The organism is Nitratireductor sp. XY-223 (assembly GCF_004959855.1).
GTDB lineage: Bacteria > Pseudomonadota > Alphaproteobacteria > Rhizobiales > Rhizobiaceae > Hoeflea_A.
In genome coordinates, this window is record NZ_SPNT01000002.1 from 1,030,884 (window position 1) to 1,052,888 (window position 22,005).

General features: G+C 63.3%; 20 protein-coding genes. 15 read left to right on the forward strand and 5 right to left on the reverse strand.

The window, feature by feature from the left end:
- Window positions 1-61 precede the first annotated feature (61 nt).
- A complete protein-coding gene (locus E4M07_RS11480; RefSeq protein ID WP_136658424.1) occupies window positions 62-1,699 on the forward strand; it encodes an acyl-CoA synthetase in 1,638 nt (545 codons plus the stop codon).
- 5 nt (window positions 1,700-1,704) lie between these two features.
- Here E4M07_RS11480 and E4M07_RS11485 read toward each other — a convergent pair whose 3' ends face one another.
- From E4M07_RS11485 to secA, 3 genes are all read right to left on the reverse strand, one after another.
- On the reverse strand, window positions 1,705-2,982 hold the full coding sequence (locus tag E4M07_RS11485; RefSeq protein ID WP_136658425.1) for a GNAT family N-acetyltransferase: 1,278 nt from the start codon (window positions 2,980-2,982) through the stop codon (window positions 1,705-1,707).
- A 1-nt stretch (window position 2,983) separates the two neighbouring features.
- Window positions 2,984-4,408, reverse strand: coding sequence for a polysaccharide biosynthesis C-terminal domain-containing protein (locus E4M07_RS11490; protein WP_246660416.1), 1,425 nt, complete (start codon window positions 4,406-4,408; stop codon window positions 2,984-2,986).
- 188 nt (window positions 4,409-4,596) lie between these two features.
- Window positions 4,597-7,341: a preprotein translocase subunit SecA gene (secA, locus tag E4M07_RS11495; RefSeq protein WP_136658426.1), complete on the reverse strand. Its 2,745-nt coding sequence runs from the start codon at window positions 7,339-7,341 to the stop codon at window positions 4,597-4,599.
- 283 nt (window positions 7,342-7,624) lie between these two features.
- Between secA and E4M07_RS11500 the strand changes: the two genes are divergently transcribed.
- The 6 genes from E4M07_RS11500 (at window position 7,625) to E4M07_RS11525 (ending at window position 11,749) form a co-directional block, all read left to right on the forward strand.
- Window positions 7,625-8,482 (forward strand): peptidylprolyl isomerase, encoded by an 858-nt coding sequence (locus tag E4M07_RS11500; protein ID WP_136658427.1) that lies wholly within the window; start codon window positions 7,625-7,627, stop codon window positions 8,480-8,482.
- 28 nt (window positions 8,483-8,510) lie between these two features.
- Window positions 8,511-9,752 (forward strand): bifunctional glutamate N-acetyltransferase/amino-acid acetyltransferase ArgJ, encoded by a 1,242-nt coding sequence (argJ, locus tag E4M07_RS11505; protein WP_136658428.1) that lies wholly within the window; start codon window positions 8,511-8,513, stop codon window positions 9,750-9,752.
- A gap of 42 nt (window positions 9,753-9,794) precedes the next feature.
- Window positions 9,795-10,565, forward strand: a complete 771-nt coding sequence (locus tag E4M07_RS11510; protein ID WP_136658429.1) for a GNAT family N-acetyltransferase — start codon at window positions 9,795-9,797, stop codon at window positions 10,563-10,565.
- Complete coding sequence (mutT, locus tag E4M07_RS11515; RefSeq protein WP_136658430.1) at window positions 10,558-10,965, forward strand: 8-oxo-dGTP diphosphatase MutT; 408 nt, start codon at window positions 10,558-10,560, stop codon at window positions 10,963-10,965. Before E4M07_RS11510 ends, mutT begins: the two co-directional genes overlap by 8 nt.
- A 110-nt stretch (window positions 10,966-11,075) precedes the next feature.
- Window positions 11,076-11,390, forward strand: a complete 315-nt coding sequence (locus tag E4M07_RS11520) for a hypothetical protein (RefSeq protein WP_246660417.1) — start codon at window positions 11,076-11,078, stop codon at window positions 11,388-11,390.
- Between the two features lie 191 nt (window positions 11,391-11,581).
- A complete protein-coding gene (locus E4M07_RS11525) occupies window positions 11,582-11,749 on the forward strand; it encodes a Flp family type IVb pilin (RefSeq protein WP_136658431.1) in 168 nt (55 codons plus the stop codon).
- 14 nt (window positions 11,750-11,763) lie between these two features.
- Here the strand turns inward: E4M07_RS11525 and E4M07_RS11530 are convergent, their stop codons facing one another.
- Entirely contained in the window at window positions 11,764-12,651 is an 888-nt protein-coding gene (locus E4M07_RS11530) for an SAM-dependent methyltransferase (protein WP_136658519.1), read from the reverse strand.
- A 94-nt stretch (window positions 12,652-12,745) separates the two neighbouring features.
- On the opposite strand from E4M07_RS11530, the gene E4M07_RS11535 reads away from it, so the two are divergent.
- From E4M07_RS11535 to E4M07_RS11550, 4 genes are read left to right on the forward strand one after another with little or no spacing between them, the layout of a single operon-like run.
- Window positions 12,746-13,462 (forward strand): ComF family protein, encoded by a 717-nt coding sequence (locus E4M07_RS11535; protein ID WP_246660418.1) that lies wholly within the window; start codon window positions 12,746-12,748, stop codon window positions 13,460-13,462.
- 49 nt (window positions 13,463-13,511) lie between these two features.
- Window positions 13,512-13,775, forward strand: coding sequence for a glutaredoxin 3 (gene grxC, locus E4M07_RS11540; protein ID WP_136658433.1), 264 nt, complete (start codon window positions 13,512-13,514; stop codon window positions 13,773-13,775).
- Window positions 13,776-13,785: 10 nt separating this feature from the next.
- Window positions 13,786-14,652, forward strand: a complete 867-nt coding sequence (locus E4M07_RS11545) for a carbon-nitrogen hydrolase family protein (RefSeq protein WP_136658434.1) — start codon at window positions 13,786-13,788, stop codon at window positions 14,650-14,652.
- Window positions 14,649-15,077: a DUF1178 family protein gene (locus E4M07_RS11550; RefSeq protein ID WP_136658435.1), complete on the forward strand. Its 429-nt coding sequence runs from the start codon at window positions 14,649-14,651 to the stop codon at window positions 15,075-15,077. The genes E4M07_RS11545 and E4M07_RS11550 overlap by 4 nt, the downstream gene beginning before the upstream one ends.
- A 10-nt stretch (window positions 15,078-15,087) precedes the next feature.
- Here the strand turns inward: E4M07_RS11550 and ubiG are convergent, their stop codons facing one another.
- On the reverse strand, window positions 15,088-15,840 hold the full coding sequence (gene ubiG, locus E4M07_RS11555; RefSeq protein ID WP_136658436.1) for a bifunctional 2-polyprenyl-6-hydroxyphenol methylase/3-demethylubiquinol 3-O-methyltransferase UbiG: 753 nt from the start codon (window positions 15,838-15,840) through the stop codon (window positions 15,088-15,090).
- A 206-nt stretch (window positions 15,841-16,046) separates the two neighbouring features.
- On the opposite strand from ubiG, the gene E4M07_RS11560 reads away from it, so the two are divergent.
- The 4 genes from E4M07_RS11560 to prmC are packed head-to-tail and all read left to right on the forward strand — an operon-like array spanning window position 16,047 to window position 21,608.
- Window positions 16,047-17,300 carry an aspartate kinase gene (locus E4M07_RS11560; protein WP_136658437.1) on the forward strand — a complete coding sequence of 418 codons (1,254 nt, stop codon included), beginning with the start codon at window positions 16,047-16,049 and terminating at the stop codon, window positions 17,298-17,300.
- 59 nt (window positions 17,301-17,359) lie between these two features.
- A complete protein-coding gene (gene ptsP, locus E4M07_RS11565) occupies window positions 17,360-19,627 on the forward strand; it encodes a phosphoenolpyruvate--protein phosphotransferase (protein WP_136658438.1) in 2,268 nt (755 codons plus the stop codon).
- A gap of 18 nt (window positions 19,628-19,645) precedes the next feature.
- Window positions 19,646-20,731 carry a peptide chain release factor 1 gene (gene prfA / locus E4M07_RS11570; RefSeq protein WP_136658439.1) on the forward strand — a complete coding sequence of 362 codons (1,086 nt, stop codon included), beginning with the start codon at window positions 19,646-19,648 and terminating at the stop codon, window positions 20,729-20,731.
- The gene (prmC, locus tag E4M07_RS11575; RefSeq protein ID WP_136658440.1) at window positions 20,724-21,608 is read left to right on the forward strand and encodes a peptide chain release factor N(5)-glutamine methyltransferase; all 885 of its coding nucleotides are present in this window, start codon (window positions 20,724-20,726) and stop codon (window positions 21,606-21,608) included. Before prfA ends, prmC begins: the two co-directional genes overlap by 8 nt.
- The last annotated feature ends 397 nt before the right edge of the window (window positions 21,609-22,005 follow it).

Genomic DNA, 22,005 nt, shown 5'->3' on the forward strand with positions numbered 1-22,005 from the left:
ACCGCATTGCAGCAGATGCGGCGGCGGCATTTCGCATGCGCGCCGGTTCAAGGAGACAGGCATGCTTCCGGTGCGCGATACCTATGAAGACCTGATACGGGATTTTGAATGGCAACTTCCCGATCGCTTCAACATCGCGAAAGCCGTCTGCGACGACTGGGCGGAACGGGAACCGGATCGTGTCTGCCTGATGCATTACCGGCCCGACCGCGATCCGGACGAACTGACCTACGACGCCCTGCGGCAGAAAGCGGATGCTCTGGCCAATGGGCTCTCTTCGCTCGGCATTGCGCCGGGGGACCGGGTCGCTCTCCTGCTGCCGCAAGGGTTCGAGGCGGCGATTTCCCATATCGCCATCTACAAGCTCGGCGCGATTGCCGTGCCGCTTGCCCTGCTTTTCGGCGTCGACGCGCTTGACTACCGACTGCGATCGTCCGGCGCGAAATGCATGATCAGCAACGCGTCCGGTGCCGCCAAGGTGGCCGAGATCGCCGACAAGCTCGATCAGCTGTCCTGCGTGGTCAGCGTCGACGGGACACCGGGATGCGAGGACTTCAGCAAACTCCTCGGCGACTTTGCCGGCCGGCACGACACCGCCGACACGGGCGTCGATGATCCGGCGCTGATGATCTTCACCTCCGGCACAACCGGTCCGCCCAAGGGCGCATTGCATGCCCACCGGGTGCTGCTCGGGCATCTGCCGGGCATCCAGTTCCCGCACGAATTCCTGCCGCAGCCGGACGACCTTTTCTGGACGCCGGCGGACTGGGCCTGGGCCGGCGGGCTTCTCAACGTCCTTCTGCCGGCGCTCTATTTCGGTGTGCCCGTGGTCTCGTCGGCGGCGCAGAAATTCGATCCGGAAACCGCCTTTCGCATCATGGAGGGGACCGGGGTGCGCAACGCGTTCATCCCGCCGACCGCGCTCAAGATGCTGCGCACCGTCGACCGGCCGTCGGAGCGGTACGCCCTCAAGCTGCGCACCATCGGATCAGGCGGCGAGTCGCTCGGCAAGGAAACCTATGAATGGGCGAAACGGGAACTCGGGATCACCATCAACGAATTCTACGGGCAGACCGAGTGCAATCTGGTGATCTCCTCGTGCAGCCGTATCGGCGTTACCCGGGCCGGCGCCATCGGCCTTGCGGTGCCCGGCCACACGGTGGCGGTCATCGACGGCAACGGTGCGGAGGTCGCACCCGGTACGCCGGGGCAGATCGCGGTGCGCCGGCCGGACCCGGTGATGTTCCTTCGCTACTGGAACAACGAGGCGGCGACACGCGCGAAATTCATCGGCGACTGGATGGTGACCGGCGACCAGGGCATCCGACATGCCGACGGCTATATCGAGTTCTTCGGCCGCGACGACGACGTCATCACATCCGCCGGCTATCGCATCGGCCCAGGCGAGATCGAGGACTGCCTGACTGCCCATCCGGCGGTGGCGCTGGCGGCGGCCGTCGGCAAGCCCGATCCCCTGCGCACCGAAATCGTCAAGGCCTATATCGTCCTCAAGCAGGACCATGACCCCAGCCACGCGCTGGCCGGGGAAATCCAGGACTGGGTCAAGGTGCGGCTTTCGGCGCACGAATATCCGCGTGAGGTGGAGTTCGTGGACTCAATGCCCCTGACGACGACCGGGAAGGTCATCCGCAGGGAGCTGCGCGACAGGGCCGTGCGTGAAGCGCGCGGCTACGGCTGAGCACCCTAGCGGCCCTTTGCCATGCCCCTTATGCGGTCGCGGACCTTGCGGGCGATGTTGCGCGTCTCGCTGTAGAGATGCAGCTGGGTCTCCACCTGCCGCACGTCCCGGTCCCGCGACGGTTCGAGGCCGACAATCAGCGTGCCCATCCTGCAGCGTTCCCGCCAAAGCCGGTTCATGACCGGGTGGTCCGGCGCAGCGCAGGAATCGGTAACCGCAATGTTCGGATCCTCAAGGTGGATCGCCGTCAGATTGTCCATGAGCAACTGCCCCGGCGAGAAGGCGCTGAATTCCTCGTTGTAGGCGGTCTTCCAGGTATAGGCCGTGCCGCTCATCACAAAGACAATCATCGAGGCGATTGCCTCGCCGTCGATATTGAGGGTGTGAATGCGGACATTGTCCGTCTCGGCCAGATCGGTGATCGCCTCGCGTGCGAAGGCTGCCCGGTAGCGGTCGACCACCATCGCCGTCCTTCGGCGGCCCTTCCAGCCGCCGGCCTCGAGGGCAAGGAACTCCTCCATCCGCTCGCGGACCTGCCGCGGCTGGCGCGCCACGTCATAGGTCAGTTCGCCGCGCTCGCAAAGCAGCCGGCGCTGGCGGCGGCGCTCGCGCAGGTGTTTCGTCGAGAGCGACTGCTTGAGATAGGCTGGACCGTCAAGGTTGCTCTGCAGCATGGCCCGTTCAAAGACCTCGGTTTCGGCGATCGGCAGGCCGCGGCTGACGGCGACGGCCCGCAGAAGCTGCACGAAAGGCCCTTCCAGACGGGCGTTCGGGATTACCAGCACGCCGGGCAGGTCGAGCGCGCCGCCGGCCAGTGTCTCCAGCAGGTCGTCCAGCGTCTCGGCCGCCGCTTCCTGGTCGAGCAGGGGTGTGCCGAGCGGTCCGTAGTCATTGGCCCAGGAACGGATGATGGGAGCGCCGATCGAGAAGCCCGGGCGCTCGACGGAGAACGGCATCAGGAAACGCAGGCGGCTGCGGTGCTCGTCCTCGTCGCGCATGATCATCAGCCTGATCTGCTTGTCCTCGAGCCGCGGCATGGCCGGCGCCATGAACCGCGCCGAGAAGAACACATTCGGCTCGAGCGCCCGGTGCGTCAGGTAATCCAGTTCGCGTCGAAGGTCGTATCCGGCCCGTGCCGGATAAACGCAAAGATGCCGCGACGGGCGACCCGTTTCCACCGAGGTCTCGGCGGCCGGGCGCTCGATCTCGAGTCCGGCGATCTTCGTGACCGCCGTTCCGCCGGCGCCGCCGGGTTCACCCTGCAGGAATGGATTGGAGGACATGTCAGCGCGTCTCCCTTTCGGCCGCGGCGGCGGGCCTGCTGAAAACGGACATATTGATGTCGAGACGGCTGCGGATAACCGCGAACAGGAGCGCCGTTTCGGCGAACATGGCCACCATGGTGGCGGCGGCCGCGCCGTTGATGCCGAAGACCGGAATCAAGACGATGTTGCCGGCAATGTTGACGAGCAGAACGGCGAAATAGATCAGCGCGCAGATTTTCTGCTGACCGGCCATGGTGAGCAGCGCTTCTCCGGGGCCGATCAGTGCCTTTGCCGCGACACCGGCAAAAAGAATGAACATGACCGGATAGCCGGCCTGGAAATCCGGCCCGAACAGCGACAGAAGGAAGGACCCGAGCGCCAGCACCATGCCGCCCACCGCAATGGTTGGCCAGAATGTCCAGTAGGCGGCCGTGGCGGCGACACGCGCCAGTTCGCCGCTGCTCTTTTCCGCGACCAGCGCCGAAAAACGCGGCGCCATGCCGGCCTTCACCGCGAAAAACACGAAATGGACCAGCGCCATGGTCTTGGCGGCTGCGTAATAGGTCGCCACCTGGTCGGGAGGCAGGAAAAAGCCGACCATGACCACGTCCGCATTTGTGAGGAGGTAGTAGAACCCCTCAACAAGGAAAATGGGCATCGCGATCTTGATCCAGTAGCCGAACTCGATTTCCTTCGGCCCGGCCTCGAACCGCCTGCGCAGGCGCCATCCGAGGATCGTCAACTGACCGAGCGTGGTAACGTATGTGGCGATCAGCGCGGCGATCAGCGCCGTTTTGGCGCTCGCCTCGTAGCCCAGCAGGACAGCGACGAGCATCGCGACCGGAATCAGGGCCGGACGGGCCAGATAGGTCGGCGTGAGAGCCTGCACGATCCAGCTGTTGGCGCGGGCGGTGCCGTCCATGATGTCGCCGAGAGCGATCATCGGCAGCATGAATGCGCCGAGCACGAGCGGGGTGAGATAGTAGGGCGGAAGCGCGTCGCCGAACCCGTAGACCGCGGCAATCCCCAGCAGCGCCACGAGGCTGGCGCTGGTGAGCGCAAACAGCCTTGCGGTGAGCGTTATGCCGCGGATCTTGGCGATTTCGCCGTGCGCGCGGTATTGCGGCACGAAGCGTATAAGGGCGGTGTGAAAGCCGAAACAGGCGAAATTGCCGACGATGATCGCCATCACCCAGACGAAAACGAAGATGCCGTACTCGAACTGACCCATGAGGCGCGCCAGAAAGATCTGCGCCAGGAAGGCGATTCCGGCGCTGATCACGCGGATGACGAAGGCAATCAGCGACATGCGACGGGTTTCGCCATGCCCGTCCTGCCCGCCTTTCAGGCCGAGCAGCCGGTGCAGGAAGCCCGTGGCCCTGCGCCGCGCGCCGGATTGCGGCGCGAGCGTGTCATTGGCAGCGTTTTCGGCCGTAATACGCACGGAATTGACCAAACCAAACTCGAAACTCGGCCCACTATGCGCAAGGGCCGTTAAAAAACGGTTGGATTCGGTATTTTTTTGGGATTTTGCCTGTCAGCGCGTGAATCACGCCGGCAGGACAGCCTCAGGCGCGGCTTTGCGCGCGTTCAAATTTGTCTGAACGCGACGGCGGACCGGCCCTGGTCCGATCAGCTGAAGGCGCCGTGGCAGTGCTTGTATTTCTTGCCCGATCCGCAGGGGCAGGCTTCGTTGCGGCCGACCTTGCCCCAGGTCGACGGATCGTTCGGATCGCGCTCCTCCGCCGGCACCGTGCGATGCTGGACCGGCGCAAGGGCGAGGCCGCCCGGTTCGTCTTCCGGTTCGACGAACTCGTCCTCACCGGTGGTCGGGTCAAGGTGATGGCCTTCCATCTCCTGCGGCGGCTCAAGCTCCGGCGCGTCGGCCGCCTCGCGAACCAGTTCGACGCGCATCAGCTGCGCCGTTACCGTCTCGCGCAGATTGCCGAGCAGGCTCTGGAACAGCTCGAAGGCCTCGGCCTTGTACTCCTGCAAGGGATCGCGTTGGGCAAGGCCGCGGAAGCCGATCACCGAACGCAGATGATCCAGATTAACCAGGTGTTCGCGCCACAGGTGGTCGAGCGTCTGCAGAACGATGGATTTTTCGACATAGGTCATGACCTCCGGTCCGAAGCGCTCGGCCCGGTCGGCGGCCGCCTTTTCGACCTCGGTCGTGAGGCGTTCGCGGATGTCGTCCTCGGCGATGCCCTCTTCAGAGGCCCACTCGTCGATGGGCACCTCGAGATTGAGGAATTTCTGTGTTTCCTCTTTCAGGCCCTGCAGGTTCCACTGCTCGGCATAGGCCCTTTCGGGAATGTTGCGGGCAACAAGGTCGTCGACGACCTCGTGACGCATGTCCGCGGTCGTCTCGCCGATGTCCTCCGCATCCATCAACTCGAGACGCTGTTCGAAAATGACCTTGCGCTGGTCGTTCATCACGTCGTCGAACTTCAGCAGGTTCTTGCGGATGTCGAAGTTGCGTGCCTCGACCTTCTTCTGAGCGCGCTCGAGTGCCTTGTTGATCCAGGGGTGGACGATCGCCTCGCCCTCCTGCAGCCCGAGCTTCTTCAGCATGCCGTCCATGCGGTCGGAGCCGAAGATGCGCATCAGGTCGTCCTGCAGCGACAGGTAGAACTTGGAGCGGCCGGGATCGCCCTGCCGGCCCGACCGGCCGCGCAACTGGTTGTCGATGCGACGGCTTTCGTGCCGTTCTGTTGCCAGGACATAAAGACCGCCGGCGGCCAGCGCTTTGTCCTTCAGCGCCTGGACCTCCTGGCGGATCTTTTCTTCCTTCGAGCTGCGTTGCGCCTCGTCCTCGACGTCGGCGAGTTCCTGGGAAATGCGCATGTCGACATTGCCGCCGAGCTGGATGTCGGTTCCGCGTCCGGCCATGTTCGTGGCGATGGTGATGGCGCCCGGAACGCCGGCCTGGGCGATGATGAACGCCTCCTGCTCGTGATAGCGCGCGTTGAGGACCTGGAACTCCTTGATGCCCGCTTTCTTCAGCAGGTCGGCAAGGAATTCGGACTTCTCGATCGACGTGGTGCCGACGAGAACCGGCTGGCCGCGATCGCTCGCCTGGCGGATTTCCTCGACGATTGCCGTGTATTTCTCCTCGGCCGTCCGGTAGACCTCGTCGTCCTCGTCGGCGCGCTTGATCGGCAGGTTGGTCGGCACCTCGACGACGGTCAGCCCGTAGATGTTGCCGAACTCCTCGGCCTCGGTCGATGCCGTGCCGGTCATGCCGGCAAGCTTGCCGTACATGCGGAAATAGTTCTGGAAGGTGATCGAGGCCAGCGTCTGGTTCTCCGGCTGGATCGCAACCTTTTCCTTCGCCTCGAGTGCCTGGTGCTGGCCTTCCGAGTAGCGGCGGCCGGGCATCATGCGGCCGGTGAACTCGTCGATGATGACGATCTCGCCGTTGCGGACGATGTAGTCCTTGTCGCGGGTAAAGAGCTTGTGCGCCTTCAGGGCGTTGTTGACGTGGTGGACGATGGCCACGTTTTCCACGTCATAGAGCGACTCGCCCTTGAGCAGCTCCGCCTCCTTGAGCATGCCTTCGAGCTTTTCGGTGCCTTCCTCGGTGAAAGTCGCGGAGCGCTGCTTTTCGTCGATCTCGAAATCGCGTTCCTCGAGCAGCGGTATAAACGCGTCAATGGTGTTGTAGAGGTCGGAGCGGTCGTCCAGCGGCCCGGATATGATCAGCGGCGTGCGGGCCTCGTCGATCAGGATGGAGTCAACCTCGTCGACAATGGCGTAGTTGTGGCCGCGCTGGACCATCTGGCCGCGCTCGTATTTCATGTTGTCGCGCAGGTAATCGAAACCCAGCTCGTTGTTGGTCGCGTAGGTCACGTCGCAGGCATAGGCGGCGCGGCGCTGCTCGTCATCCATGCCGTGGACGATCGTCGCCGTCGTCATGCCGAGGAAGCTGTAGACCTTGCCCATCCACTCGGCGTCGCGCGTGGCCAGGTAGTCGTTGACCGTCACCACGTGGACGCCCTTGCCGGTCAGCGCGTTCAGGTATACCGGCAGGGTGGCGACAAGCGTCTTTCCCTCACCGGTTTTCATCTCGGCGATGGAGTTCTCGTGGAGGATCATGCCGCCGATGAGCTGCACGTCGAACGGCCGCAGCCCGATCACCCGCCGGGCCGCTTCCCGGACGGTGGCAAAGGCCGGCACCAGGATGTCCTCGAGCGACTTTCCGTCGGCCAGTTCCTTGCGGAAGATCTCGGTGCGGGCCGCCAGTTCCTCGTCGCTGAGCGCCTGCATCTCCGCCTCCAGGGCATTGATGGCATCGACGCGCGGCCGGTATGAGCGGATAAGGCGCTCATTCGAAGAACCAAACAGCTTTTTGGCGATGCCGCCGAAGTTGACCATTCACATGGTCCTTTCTTGCTGTACGGGCGGACATCAAATCGTGACGAACCGGCAAGGCGCGGCCCGATGACGCGGTTTTGAAGCTGATCCGCCCGAAACTGAACTGGACGCGAGATTGCGTGACAGATAAGAGGGGGGGTGATCGATGTCAACGCCGCTGTGGGGGCGCCGGATTTGGCAGATTGAGGTGGGCGGCCCGATTCCCGCTTGTGACGCGTCGGAAATCGGCTATTGAAGGAATATTGTGGTCTCGGGCCGCATAACCAGAAAAGGTTTGTTGATCATGCAAAGAACACAGCCATGGCGTGCCGGTTTGGTGGCGCTTGCCGTCTGCCTGAGCGCCGGCGCCGCGGCCCAGGAAGGTGAAGACAAGGTGATCGCGACCGTCGGCGGCAAGCCGGTGTATCAGTCGGAGCTGACCTTCGCGGAAACCGACCTTGATCCGCAGTTCTCGCGCCTTCCGGCTGAACAACGGACCGCGGCGGCGCTTTCGGCGCTTCTCGACATCAAGCTGATGGCCCAGCAGGCCGAAAATTCCGGTCTCGGCAAGGACGAGGCCTTCCAGAGGCGTCTCGACTTCCTCAGGGACCGGGCCCTTCACAACGAGTTTTTCAAGACCCGGGTCGTCGACGGCTTGACGGACGAAGCGGTCCGGGAGCGTTACGACAAGGAGGTCGCGGCCACGCCGCCGGAGCAGGAGGTTAAAGCCCGCCATATTCTCGTCGACAGCGAGGAACAGGCCAAGGCGGTCATTGTCGAGCTGGACGGCGGCAAGGATTTCATCGAGTTGGCCAAAGAGAAGTCGACCGGTCCGAGCGGGCCGCAAGGCGGCGATCTCGGCTATTTCACGCGGGGCCGTATGGTTCCGGAATTCGAGGAGGCAGCCTTTGCCCTCGAGACCGGGGCCTATACGAAGGAACCCGTCAAGACGCAGTTCGGCTGGCACATCATCAAGGTCGAGGACAAGCGCGACACGCCGCCGCCGAGTTTCGAGCAGGTTGCCGACCAGATCCGGCGTGTTCTGTTGCAGGAAGAGTATCTGGCGCTTCTGCAGGAGGCGCGCGACGCCGTGAAGGTGGAGGTCACCGACAAGGACCTGCAGGATCTACTCAATGCGGTCAATCCGCAGGGAAACAACTGAGTTTGAGATCGCCCGGATCTGACGCGACATGACTGAAAAGGTATCCCCACTGGCCCCGGAACAGATCGCCGAGTTGCCGGCGCTGGAGGGCGTGCGCATCGCAACAGCCGCGGCGGGCATCAAATACGCTGGCCGCACGGACCTGATGCTGATGGTTTTCGACAAGCCGGCGGCAGTAGCCGGGGTCTTCACCCAGTCACTGTGCGCCTCGGCGCCGGTGGATTTCTGCCGCGCCAACCTGCCCGGGGGCGCGGCGCGGGCACTGGTGGTCAATTCCGGCAATGCCAACGCCTTTACCGGTCAGAAGGGCGTCGATGCGGCGCGCATCACCGCCGAAACGGCATCCGACGCGGTCGGCTGCGCCACCGGCGAGGTGTTCCTCGCCTCCACGGGTGTCATCGGTGAGCCGATGGATGCCGGCGCGTTTGCCGACAAGCTCGCGGCGCTTGCCGGTACGGCCGATCCGGACAGCTGGACGGACGCGGCGCGTGCCATCATGACGACGGACACATATCCGAAGCTCGCGACACGAACCGCCTCCATAGGCGGGGTCGAGGTGCGCATCAACGGCATTGCCAAGGGCGCCGGGATGATCGCGCCCGATATGGCGACGATGCTGTCCTTCGTCGTCACGGATGCTGATATCGCGAGCGGCGCGCTGCAGGCGCTCCTCGACGAGGGCGTCGCGGGCTCCTTCAATTCCATCACCGTCGACAGCGATACGTCCACTTCCGATACGCTTATGCTCTTCGCTACCGGCAATGCCGCCGCGCGAGGCGCGCCGCATGTCTCCGACCCCGGCGATCCGCGCCTCGCGGAATTCAGATCGGCGCTGTTCGAACTGCTAATAGACCTTGCCCAGCAAATCGTGCGCGACGGCGAGGGCGCGCGCAAAATGGTCGAAATCACCGTCAGGGGCGCCGCCAGCGACGGCGCCGCCAAGACAATTGCGCTGTCGATCGCGAATTCGCCGCTGGTCAAGACCGCGGTGGCCGGCGAGGACGCCAACTGGGGCCGCGTCGTCATGGCTGTCGGCAAGGCGGGACAGGAGGCGCACCGGGACCGGCTCAAGATCTGGTTCGGCGACATCCGGGTTGCCGTCGATGGCGAGCGCGATCCTGGCTACAGCGAGGAGGCGGCTGCGGCGGTCATGAAGCGGGACAAGATCGACATATCCGTCGATGTCGGTGTCGGCGACGGCCAGGCGACGGTCTGGACCTGCGACCTGACAAAGGACTATGTCGCCATCAATGGCGACTACCGCAGCTGACCCTGTGCGATGTCGGGCAGGAAACAGAGAGCGACGATCTCGATGCAGCATCTAGCCAGTGTTCGTAGATTGGAAGCCGTCGGCTTCCGGGCCTGGCCGGCCGCATCGATCCAGTATGACGGCAGTTGGCAAATCAGGCTGACGGCCGGACACCCCTCGAAGCGGCTGAATTCCGTCAACCCGCTCGATCCGTCCGATCACCGGGATATCGAGAAGCGGGTCGAACGGGCGGCGCAGCGGTTTCGCGCCTACGGCCGGCCGCTGGTGTTTCGACAGTCGCCGCTGGCGCCGCCGCAACTCGACGCCTATTTCGATGCCCATGGCTGGCGCCGCTTCGACGAGACGAGGGTGATGATGACCGCGATCGACCGGCTCGATCTCGAAGACGTGCTCGATCACCTGCCGATCCGCGAGATTGGCCGCTACGTCGATGCCTCCATTCAGGTGCACGGGCGCGATCCGGTCCTCAAGCCCGGCTTGACCGAAGTGCTCAGTTCGATACGGCCGGAAGCCGGATTCTTCGTCCTCGAGGAACCGGGCACCGGCCCGGTGGCGACGGCGCTTTGCGTCCACGACAACGACATGGCCGGGATTTTCGAACTGGCCACCCGGACCGACCGGCAGCGCCTCGGGCATGCCCGCGAGGTCGTCGCGACCGCGCTGCGCTGGGCCCGGATGCGCGGCGCGGAAAATGCGTGGTTGCAGGTCGAGGCGGACAACAAGGCGGCGGTCAGTCTCTACGAGGGCTTCGGCTTCGAGGACATCTACCGCTACGACTACCGGCAGGCACCGGAGCTTGCGGCGCATGAATAACGGCAAGACCATCGTGGTCGCGGCCTGCGCGCTCGTCGATGCCGACGGCCGGGTTCTTATCGCCCGCCGACCGGAAGGCAAGTCCATGGCAGGTCTTTGGGAATTTCCCGGCGGCAAGGTCGAGAACGGGGAGACGCCGGAGGAGACCGTGATCAGGGAGCTGCAGGAAGAGCTCGGGATCACCACCAAGCTTGCCTGCCTCGCGCCGCTGACATTTGCCAGCCACAGCTATGAGGATTTCCATCTGCTGATGCCGCTGTTCGTCTGCCGCCGTTACTGGGGCATTCCGCAGGCGCAGGAAGGGCAGGCGCTCAAATGGGTCCGACCGGGCAAACTGCGCGACTATCCGATGCCGCCCGCCGACGAGCCCCTCGTGCCGTTTTTGATCGATCTGATCTAGCACCGCCCCGCCCTGCCTCCGGAAAAGTGGCGGGCTGCGGCACCCGTTAATCAATTATTCAATATAATACCAGATACTTGCACGGACGGTATGCGTGTGGGGGCTCAATGATGAGCAGTGATGAATTTTGGTCTTCCGTCTATTCGGGAACAACGGATACGAAACGCTCCGGACGGTTCAGCGTCCTGCGCCTGGCTTTGCTGTTCGGCTCGGCCGCCATGGCGCTTGCCCTCATCATTCCGCCCATGATTGACGTTCCGCACGGCGATTGGCGGCTGATCGGCAACGGCCAAGGCATTGATTACACGACAACCGCGACCATCCGCAGGAAGCGTGAATACACGGTCCACCGCAGTGTTCTGCAGTCCCGGCCCGGCGCGGTTTGCATCATCAATTCCGATGGCCGCAGATCCGGCGATTGCTGATTGAGACGTTTGTTCCTGCGAACATCGTAAACAAATTCCACCGGTCCTGACCAAACAAACCGCGATCTTAACCGAACAGCTTAAAATGCCGCTGAAATCCTTCAAGCGGCGGTAACCGCCTTTGTTAGGTTAATTGCAAGGGATGCCGAATTAGTATTTCGGAAAGAAATTCGAGTTCGATGGAGCACGATATGCCTGGACTTGCAAAGCGGTTCCTTGACTGCGAGAGCGGCGTCACCGCCATTGAATACGCTTTTATCGCGGCGCTTATTTCGCTGTCGATCATTTTTGGCGCGACGGCGATCGGAAACGGTGTCGGAAACTCGTTCAACAACGTCGCCGACGGCTTCGACCTCTGAGCGCCGACCGCGACCTAGAGCTTGCGTTCGCGCGTTCCCAGTGCCGCTGCAAGCGGTATCTTTGCGGAACCGGGTGAGAGTGGCTTTTGCTGGCTTTCATGCGGCTTCCAGCCCGAAAGATAAAGCACACAGAAACTGGCCCTGATGCGCCCGTCGGGATCGCTGTAGCGGTCGGCATAAATCTGCGCCGCCCGCAAAAACAGGCTGCGCGTCGCCGGCTTTCGGCTGCGCGCGCGCAGCGGATTGGCCATGCCCATGTGCCGCAGGTCGCGCATCAGCGCGAACATCGTGTCGTAGCGGGCCGTGTAGGTCTCCACATCGGCGACCGGCAGCGCAAAACCCGCCCTTTGCAGCAATGCGCCGCAGTCGCGGACATCCGCGAAAGGGATGACACGCGGGCTGGCACCGCCCGACAGCTCGGTCTCCGCGGTAAGCAGGCAATCGCGCAGCTCGGCAAGCGTGCCAGTTCCCGGCAGGGCGGCGAGCAGGAGCCCGTCCGGTAGAAGCGCCTGACGGATCTGCACGAGTAGTCCGGGCAAATCGTTCACGAGGTGCATCGAAAGGGGCGAGACAACGAGGCCCGTTGTTTCCTCGCCCATCGGAAACAGTTCGAGTTCACAGGCAATGCCGCCGGCCGCATCATCGCCCAGCATGTCGCGGTGCTGCTCGATCCGTATCACCCGGTCGGCCTTGCCGGTTGCAGCGACAAGCGCCGCCAGCTGCGGGTCATGGGCATGCAGAGCGACGGCCGTTTCGAAGCGGCGTTCGACTGTGGCCAGGCGATCGGACAACTCCTGATTAACCAGTTTCAGGAGAAAATCGCTGCCGTCGGGCGCACCGGTCAGGGCGCGGAGCCGGTTGCGCCGAACCAGTGCGGTGTCGAACAGCCCCTCAGCATCCATTGTGCGTGCCTGAATCCATAGTATTGTCACTCATATGGCTTCCAGTTCGTTCAAATCCACCCGGATGTCAATCGCCGCCTCTATACGGCAGGCGATGGGAACGATCAGCGATATCGTCTATCCGCCCGTATGCCTGGGCTGCGGCGAAATAACGGGAACCCACGGCGGGCTCTGCGGCGATTGCTGGTCCCGGCTCAAGGCCATCGAGAAACCGGTTTGCGATGTCCTCGGAACGCCCTTCCCGTACGATGCGGGCGAGGGCGTGCTTTGCGCCGACGCCATCGCCGACCCGCCGCCCTTTGCCAAGGCCCGATCGGCGGTGATCTACGATGACGTCGCGCGTTCAATCGTGCACCGGCTGAAATACAGCGACCGATCCGACCTTGCCGCCGTGATGGCCCGGTGGATGGCGCGGGCCGGCGGCGATGCGATCGGTGCTGCCGACGCCATCCTGCCCGTGCCGCTTCACCGCCGGCGCCTGCTGAGGCGGCGCTACAACCAGTCGGCCGAGCTTGCCCGCGCACTTTCGCGGCGCACCGGCCTGACCTATCTGCCCGCTGCACTGCTTCGCACACGGGCCACACGCCAGCAGGTGGGTCTCGGGACAAAGGCGCGCGCCGGCAATGTGCGCGGCGCTTTCACCGTTCCGGAAGCGAGGCGCTCCCAGGTTGCCGGACAATCGCTGCTTCTGGTGGACGACGTCTACACCACGGGCGCGACGGTCAAATCGGCAACGCGCGCATTGTTGCAGGCGGGAGCGGGCGCGGTGTATGTGCTGACCTTTGCCAGGGTTGCCCCGGGCCCGCTGTAAACCCTATATGGGACAACTGGTAAGCCGAACGGACAATCTGGAGACCTTCATGGCCGATGTGACCATCTACACACGCAAGTTCTGCGGGTTCTGCACCGCGGCGAAACGCCTTCTCGATAACAAGGGCGTCGCCTATGCGGAGCACGATGCAACATTCTCCAGCGACTTGCGGGCGGAGATGATCCAGCGCGCCGGCGGCCGGGCGACTTTCCCGCAGATCTTCATCGGCGCGCGGCATGTCGGCGGCTGCGACGAACTGCATGCCCTGGAACGGGGTGGAAAGCTGGATGCCCTGCTGCATTCGGCGGCCTGAGGAAACGGCAATGGCGACACGGACATTTCGGGCAGCCGCGGTACAGATGCGTTCAGGTGTGGATCCGCAGCGCAACATTTCCGACCTTGCCGAGCGCGTGGCCGAAGCCGCATCGTCGGGAGCCGAATATGTCCAGACGCCGGAAATGACCGGCGCGCTGATCGGCGATCGCAAATCGCTCATGGCCATACTGCGCAGCGAGGCCGACGACCCGGTTGTCCACGCGGCCTCCGGACTTGCCCAAAAGCACCGCATCTACCTGCATATCGGCTCCACCGCCGTCGCAGTGGCCGGTGACAAGGTCGCGAACCGTGCCCTTGTTTTCGATCCCCATGGAAAAATCGTCGCCCGGTACGACAAGATCCACATGTTCGACGTCGATCTCGACAACGGCGAGAGCTGGCGCGAAAGCGCGACCTATGAGCCCGGCAAGCATGCGACCGTGGTCGCATTTCCCTTCATCACGACGGGCCTTGGCATTTGCTACGACGTGCGCTTTCCCGATCTGTTCCAGAAACTGGCCCGTGCGGGCGCCAATATGCTGACGGCGCCGGCCGCATTTACCCGCCAGACCGGCGAGGCGCATTGGCACGTGCTGCAGCGGGCCCGGGCCATCGAGAATGGCGCGTTCCTCATCTCCGCCGCACAGGGCGGGACACATGAGGACGGACGGGAAACCTACGGCCATTCACTGATTGTTGACCCCTGGGGCCGCATCATTGCAGAGGCGGACCACAACGAACCGGCCGTCATTGTCGCCGATATCGACCCGGCCGCCAGTGTCGCAGCGCGCGCGAAAATCCCGAATCTCAAGAACGACCGGACATTCGATCTTGAGACAATAGAGGTCCCGGAGACCGCCCGAGCAACCGCATGATTAAGTTCGACCTGATATGCGACGAGCAGCACACGTTCGAAGCCTGGTTCGCCAGCAACGCGGATTTCGATTCGCAGCGGGATGCCGGGCTGGTCTCGTGCCCCCATTGCGGCTCGGCAGAGGTCGACAAGGCCCTGATGGCGCCCTCGGTTTCGACAGCGCGCAAGAAGGAAGCCTCGATGCAGCTCGCAATGAACACCGGCCAGAAGGCGGCCATGGACCAGTTGCGCAAGGCCGTGAAGGCCATTCGCGAAAATTCCGAGGATGTGGGCGAGCGGTTTCCGGAGGAGGCGCGGAAAATCCACTACGGGGAGAGCGAGGAGCGTGGCATTATCGGTCAGGCAAGTCCGGACGAGGTCAAATCGCTCGTCGACGAAGGCGTCAATGTCGCGCCGCTTCCGGACCTTCCGGAAGAAAAGAACTGATCGTGGGTTTTCAGTCGCCGCGCGGCCGCGCGGCCAGCAGCATGTAGTTGACGTCCATGTCGCGCGAAAGATTCCAGCTGTCCGACAGGGGACTGTAGAAGACGCCAGTGCGGTCGATGACGTTCATGCCGGACGAGCCAAGCGGATTTTCGATTTCCTCGGGCCGCACGAGCTTTTCATATTGGTGCGTGCCGCGCGGCAGCCAGCGAAGCACGTATTCGGCGCCGACGATCGCCAGCGCCAGCGCCTTCAGCGTCCGGTTGATCGTCGCGACGAACATCAGTCCGCCCGGCTTGACCATTCCGGCGCACGACGCCAGGAAAAAGTCGACATCGGCGACATGTTCGACGACTTCCATGTTGAGGACGATGTCGAACATCTCGCCATCAGCGGCGAGTTCTTCGGCCGTCACCGCCCTGTAATCGATCTCAAGGCCGCTTTGCGCCGCATGGATGCGGGCAATCTCGATATTGGTCTCTGACGCGTCGGCGCCGACCACGCTCGCGCCCAGCCGGGCGAGCGGCTCTGACAAAAGGCCGCCGCCGCAGCCGATATCGAGGACCCGGAGCCCATCCAGCGGGCGGGCGGATTTCGGATCGCGGCTGTAGTGGGCGCAAACCCGGTCGCGGATATAGGCCAGGCGCACCGGATTGAACTTGTGCAGCGGGCGGAATTTCCCCGTCGGATCCCACCACTCGGAGGCCATCGCCGAAAATCGGTCGACTTCCGCCTGGTCTATCGTTGATTGCGCGGCGTCACTCATTGCAGTCTCCCGGCGTATATACCGAATGAAGTCGGACGATCGGGCGGCAATGTCAAGGGCGGTGATTGGACGCACCGCGCGATGCTGGCTCCTTGCAGCCGCAGGGCTTTTTGGGTATGAGAGCGACGCTGCCGCTCGCTCCGTCGGGCGGTTTGATTTATGCGCATCTTGCACTAACTGCTTTTCTGGGAGTACCGGTCTGACCGATGGCCCGCATAGTCATGAAATTCGGCGGCACCTCCGTGGCCGACCTGGATCGCATCCGCAATGTTGCGCGTCACGTGAAACGGGAGGTCGAGTCCGGGCACGAGGTTGCGGTGGTGGTTTCGGCGATGGCCGGGAAGACCAACGAGCTCGTCGAATGGACACGGGCTGCGTCGGCCCTTCATGATGCGCGCGAATACGATGCCGTCGTCGCTTCCGGCGAGCAGGTCACGTCCGGTCTGTTGGCCATCACGCTCCAGGCGATGGGCGTGAATGCGCGCTCCTGGCAGGGTTGGCAGATTCCCATCAAGACCGACAATGCCCATGGCGCGGCGCGCATACTTGAGATCGACGGGAGCGACCTGATCCGCCGGTTCGGCGAGGGACAGGTGGCTGTCGTATCCGGTTTCCAGGGCATTGGCCCTGACAACAGGATCGCAACGCTCGGCCGCGGCGGTTCCGATACCAGCGCGGTGGCGATCGCGGCCGCCGTGAAGGCCGACCGATGCGACATCTATACCGATGTCGACGGCGTCTACACGACCGATCCGCGGATCGAACCGGCGGCGCACCGGTTGAAGAAGATCGCCTTCGAGGAAATGCTGGAAATGGCCTCGCTCGGCGCGAAAGTGCTGCAGGTGCGCTCGGTCGAACTCGCCATGGTCCACAAGGTCCGCACCTTCGTGCGCTCGAGTTTCTCGGAGCCCGATGCTCCCGGCATGGGCGATTTTGACAACCCTCCGGGTACATTGATTTGTGATGAGGATGAAATCGTGGAACAGGAAGTCGTAACCGGCATTGCCTATACCAAGGATGAGGCCCAGATCTCACTTCGCCGCGTGGCCGACCGGCCGGGTGTATCGGCCGCGATATTCGGCCCGCTGGCTGAGGCACATATCAATGTCGACATGATTGTCCAGAACATTTCAGAAGACGGAAGTTCGACGGACATGACTTTTACGATCCCGTCCGGCGACATGGAAAAGTCACTGGCCGTGCTGGAGAAATCGCGTGAAAAAATCGGCTTCGACGCGGTGCAGAGCGAGCCCGGCCTCGTCAAGGTCTCGGTGATCGGCATCGGCATGCGCAGCCACGCCGGCGTGGCTGCGACGGCGTTCAAGGCTTTGGCTGAAAAAGGCATCAATATCAAGGCGATAACCACATCGGAAATCAAGATTTCGATCCTGATAGACGGACCCTATGGGGAACTGGCCGTGCGGACTTTGCATTCGGTCTACGGCCTCGATAAAACGTAAATTATACAACCCGTGATTCCGGCACCGTCCGGAAGGGAATAAACTGGGAGCGAAGCGCGATGAGAGACCCTTCGGCAGGTCCACGCGTCATGCTGAAGCGTTTACGCGAACTGATGGCGGAGCCGCTGGAGCCGCAGGACCGCCTGGACCGGATCGTGCGCCAGATCGCGCAGAACATGGTCGCCGAGGTCTGCTCGTTCTACGTCCTGCGCGCCGACGGCGTGCTCGAGCTCTACGCCACCGAGGGCCTCAATCCCGGTGCGGTTCACCTGGCGCAGTTGAAGATGGGCCAGGGTCTCGTCGGCACGATCGCCGCCGGGGCGCGCCCCTTGAACCTGTCCGACGCACAGGCCCATCCGGCCTTTACCTACCTGCCGGAGACGGGCGAAGAAATCTATCATTCCTTCCTCGGTGTTCCGATTTTGCGCGCCGGGCGCACGCTCGGGGTTCTCGTCATCCAGAACAAGGCCATGCGCAATTACAGCGAGGACGAGCTGGAGGCGCTCGAGACCACGGCGATGGTGCTCGCGGAAATGATTGCGACGGGGGATCTGAAGAAGGTCACCCGGCCCGGGCTCGAGCTTGATCTCAGCCGTCCGGTGACGATCGAAGGCGATGCCTATTCGGACGGCATCGGCCTCGGCCATGCGGTGCTGCACGAACCGCGCATCGTGGTAACGGAACTGCTCAACGAGGACATCGACAGCGAGCTCGCACGGCTCGAGGACGCCCTCGGATCGCTGCGCATTTCCATTGACGACATGCTGTCGCGCCGGGACGTTCCGATGGAAGGCGAACACCGCGCAGTCCTTGAGGCCTATCGCATGTTCGCCCATGACCGCGGCTGGGTCCGCAAGCTGGAGGAAGCGATCCGCAACGGCCTGACGGCGGAAGCGGCCGTCGAGAAGGTGCAGAGCGACATGCGGGCCCGCATGATCCACATGACCGATCCGTACCTGCGGGAGCGGCTGCATGACTTCGACGATCTGGCCAACCGGCTGCTGCGCCAGCTGACCGGCTTCAACGTCAAGGCGCACCAGGACGAGTTTCCCGATTCGGCGGTCATCGTCGCCCGGGCGATGGGCGCAGCGGAACTGCTGGATTACGAGCGATCGAAGATCAGGGGACTGGTCCTGGAAGAGGGATCGGTGACAAGCCACGTGGTGATCGTCGCAAGGGCCATGGGCATACCGGTTGTCGGACAGGCCTCAGGCATCGTCTCTATGACCGAGAACGGGGATCCGATCATCATCGACGGCGATGACGGCAAGGTACATCTGCGGCCGATGGCGGATCTTGAAAGCGCCTATGCGGAAAAGGTCCGTTTCAGCGCCCGCCGCCAGGAGCAGTTCAGGGCGCTGCGCGCGGTCGAACCGGTCACCAGCGACGGCGTCGCGATCACGCTGCACATGAATGCCGGCCTGCTCGTGGACCTTCCGCAGCTTGAAGAGTCGGGTGCCAGCGGCGTCGGCCTGTTCCGGACCGAGCTGCAGTTCATGATCGCCTCGACAATGCCGAAGGTCGAGGAACAGGAACAGTTTTACAGAAATGCCATCAGGCAGGCGGACGGCAGGCCGGTCACGTTCCGTGCGCTGGATATCGGCGGCGACAAGGTCATACCCTATTTCCGCAACGCCCATGAGGAAAACCCGGCCCTCGGGTGGCGCGCCATGCGCCTGGCGCTTGACCGCCCGGGCATCCTGCGCCTGCAGCTGCGGGCTCTGTTGCGGGCAACGGCGGGGCACGAACTCAAGCTGATGTTCCCGATGGTCACCGAAATAAACGAATTCCGGACAGCCCGCGAGCTTGTCAACAAGGAAGTCGGGCACCTTTCCCGCTTCGGCTATGATCTTCCGCGCAAGGTCGAGCTCGGCGCCATGCTGGAGGTGCCGAGCCTCATGTGGCAGCTCGATGAGCTGATGCGGGAGGCCGATTTCGTATCGGTCGGCTCGAACGACCTTTTCCAGTTCACCATGGCCTCGGACCGGGGCAACGCGCGCGTGAGCAACCGGTTCGACCCGCTGGGACGCACTTTTTTGCGCATGCTGCGGCAGATCGTCGTCGCCGCCGACGCCCGCGGAACCCCGCTGACACTGTGCGGCGAGATGGCCGGGCGGACACTGACCGCAATGGCGCTGATCGGCCTCGGCTTTCGGTCCATCTCAATGGCACCGGCGGCAGTCGGCCCCGTCAAATCCATGCTTCTGTCGCTCGACGTCGGAAAGCTGGAGGAGGTTCTGCTGCCCGCCCTTGACGAGGTTGATCCGGAAAACACGGTACGCGAACTGCTTTCCGACTTTGCCGATACCAACGGCATTCCGCTCTGATCGCGCCGGGGACTGCTGATGGCAAAACTACCGCTTGAAAAAATGCGCGAGCTTGAAAACCGCTTCGGCGAGATCGAGGCCCGCATGGCCCAGGGCCCCGAGGCTGATGTCTATGTGAAACTCGCATCGGAATATGCCGAACTGGAGCCTGTCGTTGCGACGATCCGCAGTCACAGCAAGGCCGTCAGCGAGATTGCCGACCTGAATTCTCTTCTGGAGGATGACGAGACCGATCCCGAGATGCGGGCGCTGGCCGAACTCGAACTTCCCAAACTCGAAGAGCAGCGCGAAAAACTCGAGCAGGACATGCAGGTCATGCTGCTGCCGAAGGACGCGGCCGATGACAAAAGCGCCATCCTGGAGATCCGTGCCGGAACCGGGGGGTCGGAGGCGGCGTTGTTCGCCGGCGATCTCTTCCGCATGTATGAGCGCTATGCCGCATCGCGCGGCTGGAAGGTCGAGGTGATGAGCGCCAGCGAGGGCGAAGTGGGCGGTTACAAGGAGATCGTCGCGGCGATCACCGGGCGCGGTGTCTTCGCGCGGCTCAAGTTCGAATCGGGCGTGCACCGGGTCCAGCGTGTTCCCGAGACGGAGTCGGGCGGGCGGATCCATACATCCGCGGCCACCGTCGCCGTTCTGCCGGAAGCCGAGGACATCGATATCGAAATACGCAACGAGGATATCCGCATCGACACGATGCGCGCCTCCGGCGCGGGCGGGCAGCACGTGAACACGACCGATTCGGCGGTGCGCATAACCCACATCCCATCCGGTATCGTCGTCACGCAGGCGGAAAAGTCTCAGCATCAGAACCGGGCGCGCGCCATGCAGATCCTGCGGGCGCGGCTCTTTGATCTCGAGCGGCAGAAGGCCGAAAGCGAGCGCTCGGCGGAGCGCAAGAGCCAGGTTGGCTCAGGCGACCGGTCCGAACGCATCCGCACCTACAATTTCCCGCAAGGACGGATCACCGATCACCGCATCAATCTGACCCTCTATAAGCTCGACCGCATGATGATGGGCGAGATCGACGAGGTGGTGGATGCGCTGATCGCCGATCACCAGGCCGATCTCCTGGCGTCCCTCGGAGCGGCGCCTGATGCCTGACGCCGCCGCAGCGACGGCGGCAACGAAGAAGGCGCTTGTCGCAGAGCTGTCGTGCCAATTCGAGGCCGCCGGGTTGCCGCAGCCGAATGACGACGCCCGCACCCTTGTGTGCGGCCTGCTGAATATCAGCCTCACCGACCTTGTGCTCGATCGCGGAGAGCCGTTGAATCCGGCCCAGACGGAGCGCGTGCGATCCGCCGCGGCGCGACGGTTGAGGCGCGAACCGGTTCACCGGATCCTCGGCAGCAGATCGTTCTTCGGCCTCGATCTGGAACTGTCACCGGAAACGCTGGAGCCACGCCCCGATACCGAGACGCTCGTCAGCGCGGTCCTGCCCTTCGTGCGCGCGCTGGCCGTCGAAAGGGGCCGCTGCCGGGTGCTCGACATCGGCACGGGCAGCGGCGCGGTCTGCCTTGCCCTGCTTGCGGAAGTCGGATCGGCGACGGGAACCGGAACGGATATCTCCCGCGAAGCCCTCGGCACGGCGCGGGACAATGCCCGCAGGGCCGGTCTGTCGGAACGGTTCGATACTTGCGAGGCCGCGTGGTTCGCCGGGGTCGAGGGCGTGTTCGACCTCATCGTTTCCAACCCGCCCTATATTCCTTCGGGGGACATAGCGGGCCTCGAGCCGGAAGTGCGCGATTTCGATCCGGTCATCGCGCTCGACGGCGGCGCGGACGGGCTGGACGCGTACAGGGCGATTGCCGTCGGCGCGGATGTGCATCTGGCCCCGGGCGGACGTGTGGCGGTCGAAACCGGCTTCAGCCAGCACGCCGCCGTCACCGGTATTTTCGAAGCAAATCGCTTCCCATGTATCGACGGGGTCAAGGACCTGGCGGGGAACGACAGGGTGCTGATATTTGCGAAACCGGGATGAAAACTGCCGTCGTAATGGGTTGTGCGGAGCGATCCGTCCGACCGGCCGCGCAGTGCCGACGGGCCGCCGCGTTGTCACTTGCCGGTCATCAGGCGGCCGCGCTTTTACAGCGGTGCGCACTTGCAGATCGGCCAAATTGCATTAGATAAAGAAAAGGCTTGGAATCGTAAGCAAAGCACGCTAATTTCCGGTCATTGCTGAACATATGGTCATCACCAAAGATTCGATCCATCAGGATTGGTTCGTGTTTCGCTTCGGTGATTTGATTGACCATCGGCAACTGAATCTGCCCTTGTATGAATGTGAAGCGGAAAGAGCGCAAGCGCACATCTTTATGCGGCCTGCAGCATGACAGCCGAATAGTGATTTCAACAGCCGGTGCAGAACGAGCAATCCA